At 38.7% G+C, this 21,544-nt stretch carries 22 protein-coding genes and 1 pseudogene; 11 read left to right on the top strand and 12 right to left on the bottom strand.

What is annotated here, in order from left to right; genetic code table 11:
* Positions 1–157: 157 nt before the first annotated feature.
* Positions 158–349, bottom strand: a complete 192-nt coding sequence (locus tag F6K18_RS33460; protein WP_287527337.1) for a hypothetical protein — start codon at positions 347–349, stop codon at positions 158–160.
* Between the two features lie 261 nt (positions 350–610).
* Entirely contained in the window at positions 611–1,531 is a 921-nt protein-coding gene (locus tag F6K18_RS33455) for a LysR family transcriptional regulator (RefSeq protein WP_287527336.1), read from the bottom strand.
* Between the two features lie 180 nt (positions 1,532–1,711).
* On the opposite strand from F6K18_RS33455, the gene F6K18_RS33450 reads away from it, so the two are divergent.
* Positions 1,712–3,466, top strand: coding sequence for a SulP family inorganic anion transporter (locus F6K18_RS33450; protein WP_287527334.1), 1,755 nt, complete (start codon positions 1,712–1,714; stop codon positions 3,464–3,466).
* Positions 3,467–4,123: 657 nt separating this feature from the next.
* A complete protein-coding gene (locus F6K18_RS33445) occupies positions 4,124–4,363 on the top strand; it encodes a hypothetical protein (RefSeq protein WP_287527332.1) in 240 nt (79 codons plus the stop codon).
* On the opposite strand, the gene F6K18_RS33440 is transcribed toward F6K18_RS33445, so the two are convergent.
* Positions 4,323–5,663, bottom strand: coding sequence for a PQQ-dependent sugar dehydrogenase (locus tag F6K18_RS33440; RefSeq protein ID WP_287527331.1), 1,341 nt, complete (start codon positions 5,661–5,663; stop codon positions 4,323–4,325). The genes F6K18_RS33445 and F6K18_RS33440 overlap by 41 nt on opposite strands.
* Positions 5,664–6,169: 506 nt before the next feature.
* On the opposite strand from F6K18_RS33440, the pseudogene F6K18_RS33435 reads away from it, so the two are divergent.
* A pseudogene (locus F6K18_RS33435) lies at positions 6,170–6,560 on the top strand (IS1 family transposase); the annotation flags it as partial.
* 135 nt (positions 6,561–6,695) lie between these two features.
* Positions 6,696–7,313 carry a hypothetical protein gene (locus tag F6K18_RS33430; RefSeq protein WP_287527330.1) on the top strand — a complete coding sequence of 206 codons (618 nt, stop codon included), beginning with the start codon at positions 6,696–6,698 and terminating at the stop codon, positions 7,311–7,313.
* Positions 7,314–7,464: 151 nt separating this feature from the next.
* Here the strand turns inward: F6K18_RS33430 and F6K18_RS33425 are convergent, their stop codons facing one another.
* From F6K18_RS33425 to F6K18_RS33420, 3 genes are all read right to left on the bottom strand, one after another.
* Positions 7,465–8,250 carry a calcium-binding protein gene (locus tag F6K18_RS33425; RefSeq protein WP_287527329.1) on the bottom strand — a complete coding sequence of 262 codons (786 nt, stop codon included), beginning with the start codon at positions 8,248–8,250 and terminating at the stop codon, positions 7,465–7,467.
* A complete protein-coding gene (locus F6K18_RS37085; protein WP_353735250.1) occupies positions 8,195–8,380 on the bottom strand; it encodes a hypothetical protein in 186 nt (61 codons plus the stop codon). Before F6K18_RS37085 ends, F6K18_RS33425 begins: the two co-directional genes overlap by 56 nt.
* A 241-nt stretch (positions 8,381–8,621) precedes the next feature.
* Positions 8,622–9,566, bottom strand: a complete 945-nt coding sequence (locus F6K18_RS33420; RefSeq protein WP_287527328.1) for a hypothetical protein — start codon at positions 9,564–9,566, stop codon at positions 8,622–8,624.
* Between the two features lie 467 nt (positions 9,567–10,033).
* Here F6K18_RS33420 and F6K18_RS33415 point away from each other — a divergent pair, with 467 nt between their 5' ends.
* The 4 genes from F6K18_RS33415 (at position 10,034) to F6K18_RS33400 (ending at position 14,567) form a co-directional block, all read left to right on the top strand.
* Positions 10,034–10,954 carry a hypothetical protein gene (locus tag F6K18_RS33415; protein ID WP_287527326.1) on the top strand — a complete coding sequence of 307 codons (921 nt, stop codon included), beginning with the start codon at positions 10,034–10,036 and terminating at the stop codon, positions 10,952–10,954.
* A 167-nt stretch (positions 10,955–11,121) separates the two neighbouring features.
* Entirely contained in the window at positions 11,122–12,618 is a 1,497-nt protein-coding gene (locus F6K18_RS33410; RefSeq protein WP_287527324.1) for a CHAT domain-containing protein, read from the top strand.
* 1,129 nt (positions 12,619–13,747) lie between these two features.
* Positions 13,748–13,876, top strand: coding sequence for a hypothetical protein (locus tag F6K18_RS33405; RefSeq protein ID WP_287527323.1), 129 nt, complete (start codon positions 13,748–13,750; stop codon positions 13,874–13,876).
* A gap of 538 nt (positions 13,877–14,414) precedes the next feature.
* Positions 14,415–14,567 (top strand): hypothetical protein, encoded by a 153-nt coding sequence (locus F6K18_RS33400; RefSeq protein WP_287527321.1) that lies wholly within the window; start codon positions 14,415–14,417, stop codon positions 14,565–14,567.
* A gap of 140 nt (positions 14,568–14,707) precedes the next feature.
* On the opposite strand, the gene F6K18_RS33395 is transcribed toward F6K18_RS33400, so the two are convergent.
* From F6K18_RS33395 to F6K18_RS33380, 4 genes are all read right to left on the bottom strand, one after another.
* On the bottom strand, positions 14,708–16,123 hold the full coding sequence (locus F6K18_RS33395) for a SagB family peptide dehydrogenase (RefSeq protein WP_287527320.1): 1,416 nt from the start codon (positions 16,121–16,123) through the stop codon (positions 14,708–14,710).
* Positions 16,124–17,174: 1,051 nt separating this feature from the next.
* Complete coding sequence (locus tag F6K18_RS33390) at positions 17,175–17,444, bottom strand: hypothetical protein (protein ID WP_287527318.1); 270 nt, start codon at positions 17,442–17,444, stop codon at positions 17,175–17,177.
* The gene (locus tag F6K18_RS33385) at positions 17,425–17,838 is read right to left on the bottom strand and encodes a type II toxin-antitoxin system VapC family toxin (protein WP_287527316.1); all 414 of its coding nucleotides are present in this window, start codon (positions 17,836–17,838) and stop codon (positions 17,425–17,427) included. The genes F6K18_RS33390 and F6K18_RS33385 overlap by 20 nt, the downstream gene beginning before the upstream one ends.
* Entirely contained in the window at positions 17,835–18,131 is a 297-nt protein-coding gene (locus F6K18_RS33380) for a hypothetical protein (protein WP_287527314.1), read from the bottom strand. The genes F6K18_RS33385 and F6K18_RS33380 overlap by 4 nt, the downstream gene beginning before the upstream one ends.
* Positions 18,132–18,411: 280 nt before the next feature.
* Here F6K18_RS33380 and F6K18_RS33375 point away from each other — a divergent pair, with 280 nt between their 5' ends.
* The 3 genes from F6K18_RS33375 (at position 18,412) to F6K18_RS33365 (ending at position 19,994) form a co-directional block, all read left to right on the top strand.
* Positions 18,412–18,762 carry a XisI protein gene (locus tag F6K18_RS33375; RefSeq protein WP_287527312.1) on the top strand — a complete coding sequence of 117 codons (351 nt, stop codon included), beginning with the start codon at positions 18,412–18,414 and terminating at the stop codon, positions 18,760–18,762.
* Positions 18,763–19,446: 684 nt separating this feature from the next.
* The gene (locus F6K18_RS33370) at positions 19,447–19,635 is read left to right on the top strand and encodes a microcyclamide/patellamide family RiPP (protein ID WP_287527311.1); all 189 of its coding nucleotides are present in this window, start codon (positions 19,447–19,449) and stop codon (positions 19,633–19,635) included.
* 230 nt (positions 19,636–19,865) lie between these two features.
* Positions 19,866–19,994 carry a hypothetical protein gene (locus F6K18_RS33365; RefSeq protein WP_287527309.1) on the top strand — a complete coding sequence of 43 codons (129 nt, stop codon included), beginning with the start codon at positions 19,866–19,868 and terminating at the stop codon, positions 19,992–19,994.
* 71 nt (positions 19,995–20,065) lie between these two features.
* On the opposite strand, the gene F6K18_RS33360 is transcribed toward F6K18_RS33365, so the two are convergent.
* Positions 20,066–20,410 (bottom strand): DUF3368 domain-containing protein, encoded by a 345-nt coding sequence (locus F6K18_RS33360; protein WP_353735249.1) that lies wholly within the window; start codon positions 20,408–20,410, stop codon positions 20,066–20,068.
* A gap of 90 nt (positions 20,411–20,500) precedes the next feature.
* Positions 20,501–20,809, bottom strand: coding sequence for a UPF0175 family protein (locus F6K18_RS33355; RefSeq protein WP_287527307.1), 309 nt, complete (start codon positions 20,807–20,809; stop codon positions 20,501–20,503).
* Positions 20,810–21,544 lie beyond the last annotated feature (735 nt).

The raw sequence follows: 21,544 nt of genomic DNA, 5'->3' as shown, positions 1-21,544 counted from the left end.
GCAGTGGAGTTTTTCGGCTTGTTTTAAGAATTTTTCTAACTGTTCATACTTGATACCTAATAAACGTTCTGATTCTTGTGGATGATTGTGAATGTAGTCAAGCATACTGGTGATAATTAGCCATAAACAATTACATTTTATATGACTCTATCACAATTTATTGATTTTTCACCAGATGTCTATTGATGATCAACCTTAAACAGAGAAATACTTTTGTAGTAGTCATCATAAGTCCTAAGATAGATGTTACCAACATTGAAACAATAATGCCATTAAATACTGACTCAGAAATTAATTCCACGCTAAAACTTGTTAATACTGCCGCTAAAGTTGCTGCTACTTGAGGCATTGACAAAGACCAGATGGTGAAAGCTTGATTCCAACTATAGCGATAGAGAAACTTAGCGATCGCTGCTGCGGGGAATTTATCAATGACTAAAGCTATACTAACAATAGCAGAATAGTAAATAAAACAATAAGAGTATCTGGTAGAAATTATAGTAATTTTCGTACCCTTGAAATTTTTTGTACAGTACTCAGAAATGTTTTAGTATATAGGCAGCTTTCGGCAATCAACAAATATATCAGGTATGCACTTGTGGGAAATTTGTTAACTCACAAGACTAGAAGTGACAGCCATTTTCTGAGTATGTTCGTGGAGATATTCCAAGAATGCTTGAGCTACTACCGATAATTGTTTGCCAGCTAGATAGGATACATACCACTGCCGCTTAATCGGAAAATTTTGAACATCTAGGGTTGTGAGTTCCCACTCAGAACTTTCACAGTAGAGAGTATGCTTTGACAAAATAGAAATTCCTAACCCTCCAGCGATCGCTTGTTTAATAGCCTCATTACTACCAAGCTCGAGGCGCACTTTCACATCAATTTTGTGCTTGGCAAATAGTTTTTGCACCGCCTGGCGAGTACCAGAACCAGATTCTCTCATAATAAAGGCTTGATTATTAAGACGTTTAATCGGAATATTTCTCTGGCCTGCCAAAGGATGATTTTTGTTCGCGACTAAAACTAGGGGATTATCCATCAAAGCTTCACTACATAGAGGTATATCTTCAGGAGGTTGACTAGATATATATAGATCGTCTTGGTTTTCCAACATTCGTCTAGTGATGTTTTGGTGGTTTGTCACTTCCAGAGAAATATCTACACCTGGATACTCTTGGCAGAAATAACCCAAGATTCTAGGTACAAAATATTTAGCAGTTGTGACTACTGCCAAACGTAATTGCCCTTGTTTCGTTCCCTTAATATCAGCCACCGTCATCTCAAAGCGATTGAGTTGTTCAAATACTTCCTGACAAGTGGCAAATAATTCTCTACCAACATCTGTTAAGTAAAGCTGCTTGCCAATTTGCTCAAACAAAGGCATACCTACTGCCTGGCCCAGTTGTTTGACTTGAGCAGAGACAGTGGGTTGAGTAATGAATAACTCTTCAGCAGCCTTAGTAAAACTACCGTGAAAGGCCACGGCCTGAAAGACTCTCAACTGATGTAAGGTTGCCTGAATCAAGAACTTTTCCTCCTAAAGATAAGAAAAACAAAGAAAATCTTAAGACTGGTATAAGCAATTACAAACTATCAAGTATTGCATTCCCAATTGATTTCTATGATAATCGTCACATAGACTATAGTCAATGGTTAATATAAGTATCATTGACTTAATTAAATAAAAAAAAACTTATCAATCTTTATGGCTTTTGCTACACAAGTTTTCAACAAAATAAATTTTAGGAATATCAAGGGGGATATGTTCGGCGGTTTGACTGCTGCTGTCATTGCCCTTCCTATGGCACTCGCCTTTGGTGTCGCTTCGGGTGCCGCCGATGCTGGAGCACCTGCTGCAGGTTTGTATGGTGCTGTATTAGTTGGTTTGTTTGCAGCACTGTTTGGCGGTACTCCCACCCTGATTTCTGAGCCTACCGGACCGATGACCGTGGTAACCACTGCGGTGATTGCTCACTTAACTAGCACCAACCCGGAAAATGGTCTGGCAATGGCTTTCACCGTAGTAATGATGGCAGGAGTACTCCAAATTATTTTTGGTTTATTGCGGTTTGGTAAATACATTACCATGATGCCTTACAACGTGATTTCTGGTTTCATGTCAGGCATCGGTATAATCCTGATTATCCTGCAAATAGGTCCATTTCTCGGACAAGCTAGCCCCAAGGGTGGTGTAGTTGGGACTATTCAGAACATACCTAACCTTTTAACAAATATTAATCCTATAGAGACAGGTTTAGCAGCTCTGACAGTAGCTATACTCTTTTTGGTACCAGCTAAGATCAAGAAATTTGTGCCACCACCATTATTAGCATTGGTAGTAGGAACAGTTATTTCTGTTTTATTTTTCTCAGATGCTGGTATTCGTCGCATTGGTGAAATTCCTACAGGTCTACCTAGTTTACAGTTGCCTTACTTTACTCCCGATCAATTGCAGTTAATGGTAGCTGATGCGACAGTGTTAGCAATGCTTGGCTGTATTGATGCTCTGCTGACTTCCGTGGTTGCTGATAGTTTGACTCGGACTCAACACAACTCCGACAAAGAATTAATTGGTCAAGGTTTAGGTAACTTAGCTTCAGGATTGTTTGGTGGTCTTCCTGGTGCTGGTGCCACTATGGGTACTGTAGTTAATATCAATACAGGTGCGCGCTCTGCTCTATCTGGTATTACCCGTGCCTTCATTTTAATGATTGTGGTTTTGGGAGCTGGTAGTTTAACTGCACAAATTCCCATGGCAGTTTTGGCAGGTATCGCTCTCCAGGTGGGTATTAAGATTATTGACTGGGGTTTCCTCAAGCGTGCCCATAATATTTCTTGGAAATCTGCCATGATTATGTACGGTGTCATCGGTCTAACTGTATTCGTTGACCTAATTGCTGCTGTAGGTATTGGGGTGTTTGTTGCTAATGTTCTCACTATTGATCGCTTGACTCAAATTAAATCTGAGGATGTGAAAGCTATCACTGATGCTGATGATGCAATCATCTTAGACAATGATGAGAAAGAATTACTAGACCGTGCTGAGGGTCGGATTTTATTATTCCACCTCAGTGGTCCGATGATTTTCGGTGTTTCCAAAGCTATCTCTCGTCAGCATACACTTCTGAACAACTATGAAGTGTTGATTGTAGATTTGAGCGAAGTACCTCACATGGGTGTGACTTCTGCTCTAGCAATAGAAAATGCAATTCAGGAAACTGTTGATACAGGTCGTCATGTATTCCTAGTTGGTGCTGCAGGCAGTGTCAAACGACGTTTAGAAAAACTGGGAGTTTTAGAGATTGTACCTCCACAAAATATGTTGATTGATCGCAGACAAGCATTGGTCAATGCTGTTGCTTTAGTTACTTCTGATGGTAATATCAATTCTACAAATGCTAAGGTAACTAACGAAACTCCACCCAGTTTTGATAATCTGCAAATTGGTCAAAATCCTTAATTAAGAAGGAAGAAGGCAGAAGGAAGAAGGCAGAAGGCAGAAGGCAGAAGGCAGAAGGCAGAAGGCAGAAGGCAGAAGGCAGAAGTGAAAGAAAGATTCAAAGGGATAAGGTTTTTTGGCGTTGGTAAATTAGTGTATGATATTAATCTTAATTAGGGTTTGCTGATTAAATCTCAAAGCATTGACATATAGAGGTTGAGCGCATTTTTTAATTAAAAAAAGTCCAAGCTTAATGGTCGTAATGGTTCAAAAAATTAGCATTTTAGGCGAGAGTTGCGCAGAATAATTAAGGGATTATTCTTTCTCCTACCTCCTCTATAATTCCCATTTCTCCTGTCTCCTGTCTCCTGTCTCCTGACTCCTACCCTCACCCATAAAACTTTTTCAGCAAACCCTAATTACTTCGGAGTCAACCCACCCCTTTCCCCTCCACCGGAGGGGAAGTCAGGAGGACCGAGTCAGGAGGGAAAAAAGAAGAAGAAACAGGAGTAGAAGGATAAAGTTTTTTGGTCGCGTAAAGGTCATGGACTTCTATCGCGCTCTTATCCGGACATGATATCATACCTCAAATTACCAACGTTGGATAGTCTATATTTTTGGGCTTTAGCATCAAACAGACCAAGGAAAATCAGTTCATATTAACTATCAAAAAGCCGGATGAGGAAAAACTCTCCGGCTTCTACTATTTATCAAAAGAAGGCAGAAGGCAGGAGGCAGAAGGCAGAAGGGAATTATGACTCCCCATCTCCCACTTATCAAAATAATTGGGTTGCGCAATCCCGCCTTGATTGGCAAAATGTTTTTGGATGCTTGCTCAAATACCTGTTACAAAAACAACTTCTGACTTCTGACTTCATTAACCACCAACAGGTTCAAGCCGAATTAATTGTCCGTTAGGTCGATCGGTTAGAACATACAGTAGTCCATCAGGCCCTTGTCGCACATCCCGCACTCTCTGACCTATAGAAATAGACTCCTGAGTGACAACATTACCCGCTTCATCTAGCTCAATGCGATGGATATCTTGCGATACTAACCCACCTGCAAATAAATTACCTTGCCACTGTGGAAAGCGATCGCCACTGTAGAAAGCTAAACCAGAGGGCGCTATTGATGGAGTCCACACTACTTTAGGGTCTACCATACCAGGGCGAGATTTTTCTGGGGAGATTAGTCCTCCAGAATATTCACGACTGTGAGTAACAGCTGGCCAACCGTAGTTTTCTCCGGCCTCAACCAGATTCAGTTCGTCGCCACCTCGAGAACCATGTTCCGTTGCCCAGACTCTATTCCTTGTGGAGTCAAAGGTAATTCCCTGGATATTGCGATGTCCGTAACTCCACACGGCGGGTTCAGCATCTGTAGAAGTTGCGAAAGGATTATCCGAGGGCACAGATCCATCGTCATTTAACCGTAAAACTTTGCCCAGATGACTACGGCGGTTTTGAGCTTGTTGACGGATAAATTCGCCATTGAATTCAATAGGTGGGTTGCCACCGTCACCAATTGTCATTAGTAGAGTTTCGTCAGGTAGCCAAATAATGCGTGACCCGAAGTGTTGCGCGCCAGATTTTGTCTGGGAAACCTCGAAGATTACTTGCAGCTCGCGCAGAGTATTCTCCTCAAGTCTCGCCCGTGCAATGCGGGTGCGGTTTGCCGAGCGATAGCCGTGGGAATAAGTCAGGTAAATCAAGCGATTTTCTGTAAAGCGCGGATGAATTGAGACATCCATTAATCCTCCTTGACCAGAGGCAAAAATTTCGGGAAGTCCTGCAACCGGAGTCGGGTCTAGAACTCCATCACGCACAATTCGCAATCTCCCTGGCCGCTCGGTAATTAGCATAGTGCCATCAGGAAGCCAGGCCAGACTCCAAGGATGTTCTAGGTCTTCTACCAAAGTTATTTTCTGCAAACCTGAATTAGTAGCAACATTTTTAGGAGAGTCGGTTTGATTGCTAGAAACTGATGCAGTCTGAGTCTGAGCAGCAGTAGATGAATCAAGTTGAACTTTGGTAGTACAACTTACAGTCCCTAACAGAGCGATCGCTATAGTAGTGCGAAATACTATTTTACTTCCTACTGTTATGAGGCGATCGAGTAGATCGAGGGGTTTTTGGTCTGACTGAGAAAACAAATTATTTTGAAACATATTATTCTGTCGCATTTTTATGACTATAGAATCTTGATTATTTAGCATTTTGATATCAAGTTAGCATTTTTTTAGCTCTTTGACATATACTTATGTTTGATAAATTAATCGAGCGATCGCCTTTTGTTAGAATGTATTGAAGAGTTACATACAGATAGTGATTTGCCTTAATAAGGGAGTTTCGACGAGTACAATTAAAACAAATCTACCAACAAATATATGGGATGAATTCATTGAGATGGTAGAAAACCATACCTATAAAAAAGCTAAGTGCTATTACCACAACCAGCAAATTACATCCGTGCTGAGAATTTAACTTCTGACTTCTGACTTCAGCTATATCTGGTGTAGTAGAAAATTTGGTAGTTCTGTAGATGTAGCGATAGCTCAAAACATTGCATTGAGCGCACCATTGATCGACGTACTAGGAACTCTAGGTGTGTTAGGAAATGCAAATCTATTTTTGATCTACCCCAACAGCATAATTTTTCGACCCGATGCTCAATTATAGGTGTTGCACAATAGAGAATGATATTCTAGAATTTTCTAGACAGATGGACTGTCCTGATTGTCAAAGTCATAAAGTAGTGAAAAATGGTCATCGTCAGGGCAAACAGAGTTATCTGTGCCGTAACTGTGGCCGTCAATGCGCGAGAAAGCCCCTGTCCTGCGGGTTATAGTTCTGATATTAAAGAGCTTTGTGTGAAAATGTCCCTATTTTGCATGGGATTGGGAGCCATTGAGAGAGTGACTGGTATTTCCCATAACACAGTGCTCAACTGGGTACGACTTGCACCAAGCACAGATTCCCGATCGTAACTATGAAATACCTGAAACTGCTCACGCTAGATCAACTACAAACTTTTATGGGCTCAAAAAAAACCAAATTTGGGTCTGGAGAGTCGTCAACAGCAAAATGCCAGGAATTCTGAAGTTTGTACCGGGGCGTTAGCGTTTGCGATAGCATTCCGCAAGGAAAGCTCCTCTGTAAGAGGCTCGCTCGTGAGTTACCTTGACTATATTGTGGCAGATGATTCACGGTTGGGCCGGTTTTCTTGATATTGTGGTTTAATTGCTACAGTGCAAGAAGGAGCGGTAGGAAATGGAGGAACTATCACAGTCAATACAGAAAATTTACGACTTCAAGATGGAGCGCAGATCAACGCCCGCAGCAGAGGTGGGGGAGATGCAGGCAATATAACCATCTCTGCTAAAGACACAGAAATAATAGAAAAATCTCCCAATGGTATATGGCTAAGTGGCTTAACCGCAGAAGCAACAGATGAAGGAACAGGAGCAGGAGGAACGTTAATTATCAACGCCGAAAATTTCAATATTCGGGATGAAGCAGAAATCACAGTCAGCTCCCAAACCCAAGAACCAGCAGGCAACCTAGAAATCAACAGCAACAACATCCTCATAGAAAACCAAGCTAGTCTCAATGCCAAAACCACAGGAGGTCAAGGCAGCATCACCATCAAAAACAACAAAGACTTTATTCTCCGCCACAACAGCAACATCAGCACTAACGCCACAGGAGAAGCCACCGGAGGCAAAATCAATATCAACACCGAAAACCTAGTCGCACTGGAAAACAGCGACATCTCCGCCAATGCTCAAGCCGCCTTCGGAGGCACTATCAACATCACCGCAGCAGGCATATTCGGCACAGAATTCCCTTTTAGGGGGAGGCTTTAAACCCAATTTTTCGGTAAATTCTAAATCTTTATCAAAAATTTTTAACTCCCTGTCAAATAAGGATGCCCAGAATTTTTTGGAGATTTTGGCGCAAAAAAAAGGGCTTAATCGCCCTGAAAATTAATTTAAGTTTGAACTATTTTTTGACAAATTACAAGAAATTTTCTGAAGTCAAGCCTATTACATTATTAAGTGTAGCTAGTACTTCTCCACTAGCAGTAACTGTTAATAATGTATTCCTACCATTTAGTACAAAAGTTAAATCAGTAAATTCTAAATCAGATAATACTATCTTATCGCCTCCTAGTTGAAAATCCATAATGGTATCACCACCAAGGCGACTAGCAAGTAGAAAAAGGTCACTGCCATTACCACCTATAAGGGTATCATTACCCTTACCACCTATAAGGACATCATTGCCACCATGACCGTCAAGGACATCATCACCCTTACCACCTATAAGGGTATCATTGCCATTCAAACCCCTAATCATATCATTGCCATTCAAACCCCTAATCGTATCATTGCCCGTACCACCTGTAAGGGTATCAAAACCATTACCACCTATAAGGAGATCATTACCCAATCCACCGTCAAAGATATCATCACCATTACCACCTATAAGGATATCATCACCATTACCACCTCTAACGGTATCAAAACCATTACCACCTCTAACGGTATCAAAACCATTACCACCCTCAAGGACATCATTGCCATCATTACCCCCAAGGACATCATCACCATCATTACCCACAAGGACATCATCGCTCAAACCACCCAGAAGGGTATCATTGTTATTACCACCGCTAAGCCTATCATTGCCCTTACCACCTTTAAGGACATCATTGCCAAATCCACCTACAAGGCTATCATTGCCATTACCACCTATTAAGGGTATCATCGTCCAAATTACCGTTAAGGAGATCATTGCCATTACCACCTATAAGGAGATCATTGCCCCTACCACTGTCAATGGTATCATTACCATCCAAACCTCTAATGGTGTCATTATCAGTAGTACCCGAAATACCATCATTTAAATTTGAACCAACAATATTAGCCATTCCGTGTTGTATGTTTGTAATTGATTAATTAACCATCACCTAAGTGTTTTGCTACCAATCAGTAACTATAATAAGGGTGATGCATTAACAAAAAAATATTAACAACACAATTGCTTCATTTTTCTCAGCTTGCGTTAAATTCAGCCAAAATGCTGACAATATAGCAATGAGCGCTGGTATATTTACAAATTGCAGGAGAGGCCAATGGGAGTGGGGTTGCAGGTAAAGTTATGGGATCAGATTAATATGGGCTTGGATTATGGAATTCCGTTGATTGATGTGGATTCGCGCGATCGCACTGCTCAGGAGGAGAGATTTTATTTTTCTGTGTCTTCTTCTGCTTTTTCGTTCTAGTAAATGTGGAATTGTCTGCGGTTGTCTGATAATTCGGTTCATTAGTAAAACTTTCCTGGACTAAATCCTGTAAATCTTTTTCCCAGGCTTTAATCTCAGGTGTTTTTGACGTAAGACCTTTTTCATTGTTTTTAGACTCTGGCTCATCTACTGTTTCTGTTTCTGAGTCAGGTTCTTGTTCTGGGTGCAAATAATTTCCTATTATCTCTTCAAGTAATTTTTCCGGCTTGACTCCCTGTCGTTTGGCCCGAGCTTTTAATTTGTCCCAGACATCTCTGGGTAGTTTTGCTGTAGCTAACGGGGATGCTGTTTCTCCAGTAATAGTAGTTTCTATGTAATTTGCTGTAATGGGTCTAGATTGATCCTTTGCTTTATCCAACACTTCTTGCCAACAACTCATAGTTTCATCAGTTTCCTCGCTGACTTGACTCACAGAAGTGGCTAATCTGGTAGCTTGAGATACGTTGTCTGGCAGCTCGGTAAATCCTTCCAGCATCAATGACCAAGATATTTGAGCAGCTTTAATGACTCGTTTGACGTAATAGACCGATTTTTTCAAACCTTTTACACAATATTGCCTAAAGGTTTTAAACCCTAAATTTTCATAAAGTTTATAAATCTGAAAAGCTCTCAAGGCCATGCCCTCTTTAATATAGGCATATCTATCGGCCAGCAGATCTATTTCCAGAGAGGCGATCGCATCATCGCCATTTTTCCAGGTTTCGTGCCAAAACAAATCGCAAAATTTATCTAGATGGCCATCGGCCCATTGGGGAAGTTCTGGGTCATTAAAAGGAATCTCGAATCCGTGGTTATATAAATTTCCAATCATCAGAAAGTAAGAAAAAGCGAGGTTAGTAAATAAGGGATGGAGTAAGGAGATCGAACTCCACCCCAAAAGATATCCATTAGATAGTCACTGAGAACAAGTGTGCTTAAGTGACACAAGCACTACTAGGTTTTAGCTGTTTGAACTGCTTTTTAAATATATAGAAGCTCATGGAGACAGATTAGTACAAGGACTTCAGGAAAATAACGAATATAAGTCAAAAGTCTTGGGAAAGATGGGTGCTTTAGAAGAAGAGGTAGTCAGGATTTTGAGTGGAGAAGCAGAACTTCTAGTAAGCGACAAAACAGAAGAAGAATAAACCCAGGGAGCCGATCGCAGCAATGTGGTCGGTATTTTTTCAAGCCAAAAATTAGAGAAGTGCTATACCGTGAATATTGGTGTCATAATTGTGGCCATGATTGGCCTAGTACAAATACTGTGAGGATTATTTTTGAGGAAATTTAATCAATATGCAGAATCTATTCAAAAAAATTTATCAATTTATTAGTAACAAAAATAGACTAAAGATTGAGATATTACAGTGGATAGCGATCGCTCTATTTGGTTTTTGTCTCAGTCTGGCAATTAATTTTTTATCTCCCATTTTAGCACAATCTTCTCCTTCTAGTTTAATTCAGCAAGGAGTCCAATTGTTACAGCAAGGAAGGGCGGAAGCTGCATTGGAAGTTTGGCAACAAGCAGAAGTTATTTATCGGAAAAATAACGATCGTATTGGCGAAATTAGAAGTAAAGTTAATCAAGCTCAAGCATTAACAAGTCTGGGATTTTATAGACGTTCTTGTGATACTGTGCTACAAGCATTTGGCAAGAATTTACAGTGTGATCGCTTGACTGAAAATGACCTCAAAAATGTTTTACCAAGATTTAATACATCAAATACTAACCTAAATTTTCAAGGGCTACAAAGCTTGGGAAATGGATTGCGTGTATTGGGTAAATTAGCTTTATCTAGAAAAGTTTTAGAAGCTAGTTTTCCATTGGTAAATTATCAAAATATCGAAGGTCAATTATTGTTAAATTTAGGAAATACAATTCTTTCTCAAGCTCAAGGTATTGCTAATTTTAGGCTGAGAGGAAAAGCAGAAAGACAAGCGATTATCCAAGGTTTATCTGATTATGAAAAAGCGGTGACTGTTTCTGATGAAGAATTAATTAAAATTCAGGCAACTATTAATCATCTTAGTCTGTTACTTGAATTAAACCGACAATGGCAGAAGAATTATGGGGATAATTGGCTGCAACCTTATGTACAATTTCAGATTGATACTTTACCTCAAATTATTCAAATTTTAAATAAAATTAATCCCTCTCCTAATTCAATTCAAGCAACAATTAAATTAGCAGAAATTTTGATAGATTTTGAGAAATAAACGCCAAATTAAGTTTAGCTCAACTACAGACTAATTTTGCAGAATTAACTTTACCAAATACTATTAATGAACAATTCTTAAATCAAGCAATTCAACAAGCAAAAATTATCCATAATTATCGTTTAGAAGCTTATGCCATTGGAATTCAAGGAAAATTGCATCAAAACATGGGAAAACTAGAAAATGCACTTAATTTGACAAATCAAGCCTTGGCGATCGCTCAAAAAATCTCTGCTTCAGATATTGCTTATCAACTCCAAGAACAATTGGGAGATATTTTTCTCCAACAAGAAAATTCCTCAGAAGCACTTTTGGCTTACAAATCTGCTTTTAATACCCTGCAAGTTTTACGACGCAACTTGGTAGCTTTAAATAGAGATATTCAGTTTGATTTTCAGGCAAATATTGAACCTTTATACAGAAAACTCGTAGCATTATTACTTCGGCCTGAACTTGGTTCAACTCAACCAAAATTGTCCAATATAAAAGCAGCTCAGAAGGTAATTGAATCTCTACAATTAGCAGAATTAGATAATTTTTTCCAAAATGCTTGTGTCAATGCTGAGGATATTAATATCGATGAAATTGATCAAAATGCAGCAGTTATTTATCCAATATTGTTAGATAATCAATTAAGTGTTATTCTCAAATTGCCGGGAACTGACAACTTTCGTTATGCTTCAGTGAGCGATCAAAACTTTGCAGCACAATTTAAGGAAACCTTATTTTATCTTAGAGTTTACATTACAACTATAAGAGGAATCAACAGAGTTAAGTTACCATCTAATCAACTTTATCAGTGGTTAATCAAACCCTTTGAAGCGGATTTGGAAATAGATTTAGAACGCGATAACAGTCAAATCAAAACCCTAGTTTTTGTTTTGGATGGGTTACTCAGAAATATTCCCATGTCTGTATTATATGATAGCGATCGCGAACGTTATCTCGTGGAAAGATATGCAATTGCAGTAGTACCGGGTTTGCAATTAGTCAATCCCAAACCCTTATTAAAGGAGCAGTTACGAGTATTAACTGCCGGAACAAGTCAAAAAGCACCTAGTTATGAATTGGAGGGTGTTAGTCCACTACCCAACATTCAACAAGAACTAGAAGCTATTGAAAAAACTGTACCAAAATCCGAAAAATTAGCAGATGAACAATTCACGAAAATTAACATTCAAGCTCAGATTAATTCTGAACCTTTTAACATCATCCATATTGCAACTCACGGACAGTTTAGTTCTAATCCAGATGATACCTTCATTTTAGGGTGGGACGAACGTATTAATGTTCGAGATTTAGACCTATTGCTTCAGACTAATAATTTGACACCATCGGAGCAAGCGATCGAATTATTAATTTTAAGTGCTTGTCAGACGGCATTGGGAGATACGCGAGCAGCATTGGGTTTGGCCGGAGTTTCCATTCGGGCAGGTGCTCGTAGTGTTTTAGGGAGTTTATGGAATGTTAATGATGCCTCTACAGCGGAATTAATGAAACAGTTTTATCAAGAATTATTGCAGTCTGGTAGTTCACAACTCAGAAAAGCGGAAGCACTGCGTCAAGTTCAAATGAGATTTATCAAAGGAGAAATAGAACCAAATGCAGATTACGATAAACCCTATTATTGGTCATCATTTATTCTTGTTGGTAATTGGTTGTAGTGCTTAAGGAAGAGGGAAGAGATCAGTTCTCGCGAACACTGATTTTTGCGAGATTAATTTTGATTTATCTATTGAACAATAGTTACAGCAGTTCTCGCGAACACTGATTTTTGCGAGATTAATTTTGATTTATCTATTGAACAATAGTTACAGCAGTTTTCCCGAACACTGATTTTTGCGAGATTAATTTTGATTTATCTATTGAACAATAGTTACAGCAGTTTTCCCGAACACTGATTTTTGCGAGATTAATTTTGATTTATCTATTGAACAATAGTTACAGCAGTTTTCCCGAACACTGATTTTTGCGAGATTGATTTTGATTTATCTATTGGACAATAGTTACAGTGGTTCTCGCGAACGCTGATTTTTCCTTTGATTAATTTTGATTTATCTATTGAACAATAGTTACAGCAGTTTTTACGAGCGCTAATTTTTCCTTTGATTAATTTTGATTTATCTATTGAACAATAGTTACAGCAGTTTTTACGAACGCTGATTTTTCCTTTGATTAATTTTGATTTATCTATTGAACAATAGTTACAGCAGTTTTTACGAGCGCTAATTTTTCCTTTGATTAATTTTGATTTATCTATTGAACAATAGTTACAGCAGTTTTTACGAACGCTGATTTTTCCTTTGATTAATTTTGATTTATCTATTGAACAATAGTTACAGCAGTTTTTACGAGCGCTAATTTTTGCGAGATTAATTTTGATTTATCTATTGGACAATAGTTACAGTGGTTCTCGCGAACGCTGATTTTTCCTTTGATTAATTTTGATTTATCTATTGGACAATAGTTACAGTGGTTCTCGCGAACGCTGATTTTTCCCTGGTTGATTTTGATTTATCTATTGGACAATAGTTACAGTGGTTCTCGCGAACGCTGATTTTTCCCTGGTTGATTTTGATTTATCTATTGGACAATAGTTACAGTGGTTCTCGCGAACGCTGATTTTTCCCTGGTTGATTTTGATTTATCTATTGGACAATAGTTACAGTGGTTCTCGCGAACGCTGATTTTTCCTTTGATTAATTTTGATTGATCTATTGGACAATAGTTACAGCAATTGATGTCTATTCTATAACAAGTATAATGGAATAGTAAATCAACCCAAATTTTGAAATGTCTGCATCTTTACCCCAAGGTTTTCCTCAACCTACTGATACTAATGTTATCGAAGTCAAAGAATATCGCCAGTCTGAGTTTATATCAAATCCAGTAGCATCGGTCTCATTAATGGATAATGGATAATGGATAATGGATAATGGATAATGGATAATGGATAATTACCTCTGGTTAAAACCGTTACGGAATTGAATATAAGGAAATATTATTTCTTCTCTTGGTCGATTGGATATGGCGCAGGTTTCCTCGCCATCCCACCCTACGGGAAGCTACGAAGATCGACCGCTGTCTTGGTTGATTGGATATGGCGAGGGGACCTCGCCATCCCTCAACCGCTTTTTTCCCCTTAAAAGGGGAGGCTTTAAACCAGAATTATTTAATTATTAATTAGTTAATTATTCGGTAATAAGATAGTTAATCAGAATTGAGCATTCAGAAGGGAAGAGAACTTAGAATTCTTTCTGCTCTGGGTAAAGATGAATTTTTTTTTATTCCAAATTAAGCGGATTTGATATAACCTTTTTTATCACTGTTTTTTGATCATTTTTGAGCGCAAATAACTGAGCAGTTACAAAATCCTAAAACAATTACAAATCAATAGACATCTCCAATAATAAAAAATGGTAGTCCTGCATAGTAATGGTATACAAGGAACAAGGGATACTTGGCACGGGAGCAAGATACTTGGCACGGGAGCAAGATGCTTGGCACGGGAGCAAGATGCTTGGCACGGGAGCAAGATGCTCCCACTGCCGTACCTCATAACAAAAATAATGCAATGCACTACAATTACAATACACTACCACTTAAAAAATAAAATCAATTACCGCACAGAAATTATCAATTCTTTCCCCCTACTCCCTACTCCCTCTTTTCTGGAGATGTCTGATACTTTTGACTTTTAACTTTTAACTTTTAACTTTTGACTTTTGACTTTTAATTTTCCCCGTAGCGACACTAGCTTCTCACCGAACCCAATAGAAACTCCCCAACGGAAGATTCTTCATAATAATCTAACCCTGTTATCTTAGCAAAATTATCTGAATCTCCAATTCCCAAAGCACAGGGAGCTAAGTGCATTCCCGTTGCCATCAAATAAAAGGTTTGATACAACACACCAACGTGCTTCAATATCAAAGCATAAGCAATTGATTCATATTTCCAATATAGTCGTCCAAACCTAGCAGTTATTACCAACAAAACTTGAGGTTGGTCTTGTTCGCCACTAGACTTGTAAGCATCCTCTATCAACTCTTCTACATCTGGATTCCAATCAGAAATTTGATACAGACAATGCTCCAAAGGTTGATAGTGATAGACTCCTGCTTCCAACCCTTGACAACGGTTAACCACTGGGTAAATTTCTAACTCATAAATTGCACCGCCACAAGGATAAGGACGATAGTTTAAATGGAACGTACCGAATTCCTCTGTTTCTATTGTTTCTATTTTCTTAATTCTGGCGCAACAATACAACAGTTTTCCTAATTGTTGCACCCGTATTGGTTGCTCGTCGTACTCCCGAATAGACTGGCGTAACTCTAATGCTTTTGTCAAGGGAATGTCAATTTGACTCAAATATTCTAAGTTGGGTTGCACCAATTTAATTACCTTGTCACTCATTGGTGGTTTCACAATGGGTAAGTGTTCCGTTTTACCAAAAAATCGCATTGTGCCACCAGAAGGGTTATTATGTCTTCCAAATCGAGAGCGACTGTGAAATAGCAAGTCGTGAAATTCCCAATACATGAGGGGGGTGGGTTCCGTTTCTGGTGATAACATTTGAGTTGCCATCAACAGTGCCAGGAATTTTTGGGCAATTTCTTCTGTAAGATCGGGAATATCTGTACTCAAACTGCTGGCGGTTTGTGGTTGAGATAATTTAGCAAGCAAAGCAGCACATCGCCAGTCTAATGCCACTATTTTACTTTGAGAAAGGGGGCATTCTATAATTGTTTCCCCTTGGTGTTGATGTAAATAGGCAAAACGGGATAAGGTAAATTTTCCTTTCAGTTGTTCAATTTCTGGAGACTCGAAGCGATATTTTTTTTCTACTATTGGGATAGCTGTTGCCAGGGGGAAAACGGAATGGCAAACCCAACCTGTATTTATTAATTTCTGCAATTCTGCATCAAATTTTTCTCCTGCTTCCTTGCCATCGGTTGCCACTACTAATGCTTTCAGTTGAGCGTAGGTTTTCTGCGAAGACTTGAGATGATTTAATGCCGATATCAAACCTGACTGGGGATATTCAAATATTACTTGGCGAGTTGGAGTTTCTTTTTTGAGTGCTGTCCGGACGGGAGCTTCTAATATGATTTTGTCATCTTGTTGGATAAGAGTGACTTCAGAAATTAGGGATAAGGTAAACATTGCAGTTATCAGTTATCAGTTATCAGTTATCAGTGTAGCACTACACACACCTCATATCAATTAACATTAATTAACCGCAATGTGAGGACGTTGCATAACAAAAATGCGAACGTCCCTACAAGGTTAGGGAAAGATTGTTGATTACACCAGAAGTCCAGTAGTGGACTGTTTCAGCTAAAATAGTGCTTTAGATGAAGTCAGGGCTAGACACGGATTTTGCCACGGATGCACAGATAGATGCACAGCTAAAAATTTGCCGAGCGCTTTTTTCATATCACTATAATATCATCAAAGCCAGTATAATTGTATTTTCAATATGGACAATAGTTACAGCAGTTTTCACGAGCGCTAATTTTTCCTTTGATTGATTTTGATTTATCTATTGGACAATAGTTACAGTATTTGTCGCGAGCGCTGATTTTTCCCTGATTGATTTTGATTTATCTATTGGACAATAGTTACAGTATTTGTCGCGAGCGCTGATTTTTCCCTGATTGATTTTGATTTATCTATTGGACAATAGTTACAGTATTTGTCGCGAACGCTAATTTTTCCTTTGATTGATTTTGATTTATCTATTGGACAATAGTTACAGTAGTTGTCGCGAACGCTGATTTTTCCCTGGTTGATTTTGATTTATCTATTGGACAATAGTTACAGTAGTTTTCGCGAGCGGTAAAGAGTATGCTAAATCAGGAATTGAGGATTATTGTGTGTTGGATGTGAACCATCGTCATATCATGTCCGGTAGCATCGTTTGTGTATAGAATTAGGTTGAAATTGTAAAAAAACTTCTGCCTTCTGCCTTCTGCCCCCTGCCTTCCTTCAACCAAAGTCTAATTATTCAACCGGACATGATATCAGTTGTATGTGTACCGACAACCAAGTCAGTTGGGATATCAGCAGGAGATGACTTTAGGAGAGGAAGAGGCGTTGGCGGAGCCTAGCGGCAGCTACATCGCTCCTCTGGCATTTCCTCTCGCTAATATCATGTTCCCCTCCGGGGGAGCTACGAATTGCGGATCATCAGTTATAAAAAACCTTCTGCCTTCTAACCTTGCTCTTTCCCTTCTGCCTCTCTTGGTGCGCATTCCCTCTCTTGGTCGGCATTCCCTTGCGACTGGCGTCGTCGCGGGGTCCGACCGCTTGCGTCTGACGCCGACGCGGGGTCGCACCGCTTCTGCCCTCTGCTTCCTGCCTTCGGTCCACAGATATTATAAGTATTCAACCGAACATGATATAAGATAGTAGTTGGAGAGTTGTTACGACCTGTGGAGTAACCTAATATTAGTTTGAAGCTTTCAACTTCGCAATAGAGCAATAAAACCTGCCTGTTCAAAATGCCGATCATAAGCAAGTGCTTCTAAAATATTGTATTCTTCCATTATTTTAAAAGAAACACAATCTGTAAGACTCCATTGTTTATCTATTCTTTCTTTATACAACAATAATCCTTCTTGAAATTGACTACTTGTTTGCTTAACTACCGTAAGATTAGGGTGTTTATAAATATTTTCAATCAACTCTATGGCAGCTTGACGAAAAAAATCACCTCTCTTAGAAAAATCATTTAATACTTCTGTTAATACCATCTCACTTGTAAAAATATGAACGGGGGCAATTGCTTCTGATACTTCTTGTACTTTTTGATGTAGGTCATCGCGAGGATTAAGCAAAGCCACCCAATATCCTGTATCTGCAAAAACTTTTCTCAATCTTCCTCTCCTAATGTTTGATACAAATCAAAGTTTTTCGATAGGTCTTGTGGTACTTTTTCCCATTCCTCTTGAGGGATTTTAGCACCTATTTCTACGGCTATTTTCCAAATAGGATTTATATCTGTTTTATTACTACCAATATTTGCAGATTGGCTAGTTGTGAAATTAGAGTTTTTTTCCTGAGTTATTTGTCTTACTTGACAGAGAATTTTTTCTAATAACCATAGTTTATCATCTAATGATAAGTTATGAATAGACTTTTCTAACTCTAATAATTTTGGTGATATCATAATTAATAAAATCCGTTGAAAATTATCTGACCAAAATTATAACATGAATAATTGTGGTATTTGATCTGAAATCCGGCCTGGTGGCTTTTTAAAGATATATTAAAAAATTTAGCTATAATTTTAATAAAATATTTGATAAATAACAAAGGTATCGCAATCCCTAAAATATTCAACAATCCTACCTAATAGTAACCATGACAAATCAAATAGCTCAAATGTCAGTAACGCGGATGCAATTAAATTTACTTGTGTTTAATCCAACTAAAGAGGAGATTGTAAAATGGAAATAGAGAAATATAGAAAACTAATTAAGTCTATTGTCGAAAAACATTCTGAAGGCGATAATGACGATGGAGAAGTAGAAAGTCAAATTGCTTTCGACCTGGAACGCGATCGCTATCTGATGTTTCATGTCGGATGGTGTGGAGAAAGACGAGTTTTTGGATGTGTTATTCATATTGAGATTAGGTCAGGGAAAATTTGGGTTCAACGAGATGGAACTGAAGTAGGAATAGCTAGGGAGTTAATTGAAGCGGGGGCGCCTAAGTCTGATATTGTACTAGGATACAGGTCGCCTTATATGCGTAAATTTACAAACTTGGGGACGGTTATAGCTGAAGTAAGAAGTTAAATTGAAGAAGGCAGGAGGCAGGAGGTAGAAATTCAAAATTCACTCATGCAAAAGTCTAAAGTAAGAAGAGGGCGATCGCTCTATTTCAAGTCAAAAGTTAAAAGCGAGTGCTAATTGGCGAGGTCTCCTCAGAATGTAAGACGCACTCAAGACAGTCAAAAGGCAAAAGTAAGAGGTAGGGATAGATTTGGTTGTGTGAAATAAAGGCTAAAAGTAAGATTTAATCTCAATGCTTTTAGCCTTTATGTTTTTTTTGTTGCACAGAAATAAGGAATTTGTACTTTATTTTTATGTTTACTATATAACAATTCCTGTGATGGTGAGATACAAAATTAGTTGGTTTTAATGAAGTGATTTTTTACTGATAACTGATAACTGAAATAGCGATCGCTCCATTTCAAGTCAAAAGTCAAAAGTTAAAAGTAAGAAATAGGTAGGGGCGGGTTCCACCCGAAATTAATCGTTCTCAACCAACATTTAAGTAAACCCGCCCCCCACCTCACCACAACAAATAGGCGATCGCTACCAATTAACTCAAAAGCAAAAGTCAAAAAAAAAAAAGACTTAAGTCTTGAACGCCTCCTGTCTCCTGCCCTCTGCCTGCAAAGATTTGTAAATGCCTCTTGTCAACAACCGACAAATTGTGTAAACTACTGAAAAACCTATTCTGGAGAAAAAATAACAATGGGTAAAAAGAATATCAAGCCCTCTATCAATCAGCCTGTAATCCGCACTCATGTTGCTAAACCTGCTCTCGAAGGACTGACAGAAGAAAGCCTGACCAGCACCCATCATAACATAGCAGCAAAAGGGGTCTCCCCACAGGGTTGCATTCCACTGCAATGTTCTTACGACGGAGACGACGCAGAATAATCTCAGAATATCACACAAATATTCGCTCATGTCAAAAACCTTTTTCCTCCTCCTTCGCCGGTCTATTAGCTTCAACAAATTGATTCACTACCCTTGCTAGTTCTTCGTTTGACCATATCTGGCACGGCAATTTAAGTCAAAAGGCAAAAGGCAAAAGGCAAAAGTAAGAGGAAGGAGAGATTTGGTTGTGATGAAATAAAGGTTAAAAGTAAGAGTTAATCTCAATGCTTTTGGCCTTTATCTTTTTTTTGTTGCACAGAAATAAGGAACACGGCGATCGCTCCCAATTAATTCAAAAGTCAAAAGTAACAAAAGTCAAAAAATTGGCAATTGTAGGGGCGGGTTCCACCCTAAATTAATGGTTCTCAACCCAAATTTAGATAAACCCGCCCCCACGCTAGCATAAAACAGAAGCGAACGCTCTATTTACCTATTCGTTTGCTGCCTTTAAAACCTCTGTATACAGTTGACTACTCACCCGAAAGTTAGCTTGGGTAATCAAATCATTCATTATAGGTTTAACAAAAGGAATTAATCCTTGTTTTTTGCCACTCAGCAGCACCCCTAATACTCCTGTAATTTTTAATCCCTGCTCTATGGCAACTTTTCTCCCTAAACGTTCATCTATCACGAGCCGTGTTGCATTAACTTCTAGGGCTAAAGCGATCGCCTCTGCCTCTCCTAAGTTAATAAATTTTCTTAACTCAATGGCAACCTCTTGATTTTGTAAAGGCTGCATTTTCAGCCATGTTGCTCCTCTTACTGCTCTAATCACAATTTCTCCTGCTCCTTTATCGTTGTTGCAGAAGCTTGAGCTGCCCTACTTTGGCTAAATTAGAAATGGGGGAAGTGTTGCTGACAATAATCATCGCCAGCCTTCTTCTTGTAACGTTTTGAGGTCTTCTTGGAATTCTGCTACGTCGTAATGGACACAAATTCCACGATCGCTGATTAATTTCTGAAATTGCATTCGGTGTATTCCTAGTAATTCACTAGCTTTACCTAAGCTGATTTTTTCTTGTTGAAAAAGCATCATCACAATTTCCACTATATGTCTTCCTTTTGGCATGGGTTTTTGAATAATTTCTCCATTGATGTATTCATGTGCAGGTTTTGTTTCTGGGAGTTGCAGAAATTCTTGTAATGTCAGTGGTTTAGAGATTGATTGTGTCATTCAGATCGCCGGCAAAACGGTATGATACCAATTTTAAAAAAGAAATATTACAAATAATAAGGGCGATAAAAAGATTTTACAAAAGTACACAAAAATATATTTTCTGGTTTTTCAGCAGCAAGTTGAGTTGTAATATAAGGCAAAAGTCAAAAGGCACTCATTCAAAAGTAACAACAGCCGAAAATTTGGCAATTAGGTAGGGGTGGGTTCCACCTTAAAATATGGTTCTCAACCAACATTTATATAAACCCGCCCCCCACCTCACAGTAACAAATAGGCGATCGCTCCCAATTAAGTCAAAAGTCATGCATTCAAAAGTTAAAAGTTAAGAATAGGGCGATCGCTCCATTTAAACTCAAAAGTTAAAAGTCAAAAGTTAAAAGTGACAAAAGCCGAAAATTTGGCAATATGTAGGGGCGGGTTCCACGTTAAATTAATGGTTCTTAAACAACTCAATCGATAAACCTGCCCCCCACCTCACGGCAACAAATACGCGAACCCTCCCCCATCAAGTCAAAACTTAAAAGTAACAACAGTAGAACTAAATTGAAGTCTTGAATCTCCTCCTGCCTGCTTCATAAAACCGACATAAAACGTCACATAGCGTTATATTTTAATGTTTACTTCCTGCTTTCCTACGGAATGCTACGCAAACCACCGGAACTGTCGGCAGCACTCCGTCCACAGGCATCAACGGTCAAGCCGACCGCATTTCTTAAATTAATACTTGCGTTC

The organism is Okeania sp. SIO2C2, assembly GCF_010692625.1.
Lineage (GTDB): Bacteria > Cyanobacteriota > Cyanobacteriia > Cyanobacteriales > Microcoleaceae > Okeania > Okeania hirsuta.
Note: the sequence above shows the minus strand (reverse complement) of the source record. Positions and strands in the feature narration are given on the sequence as shown.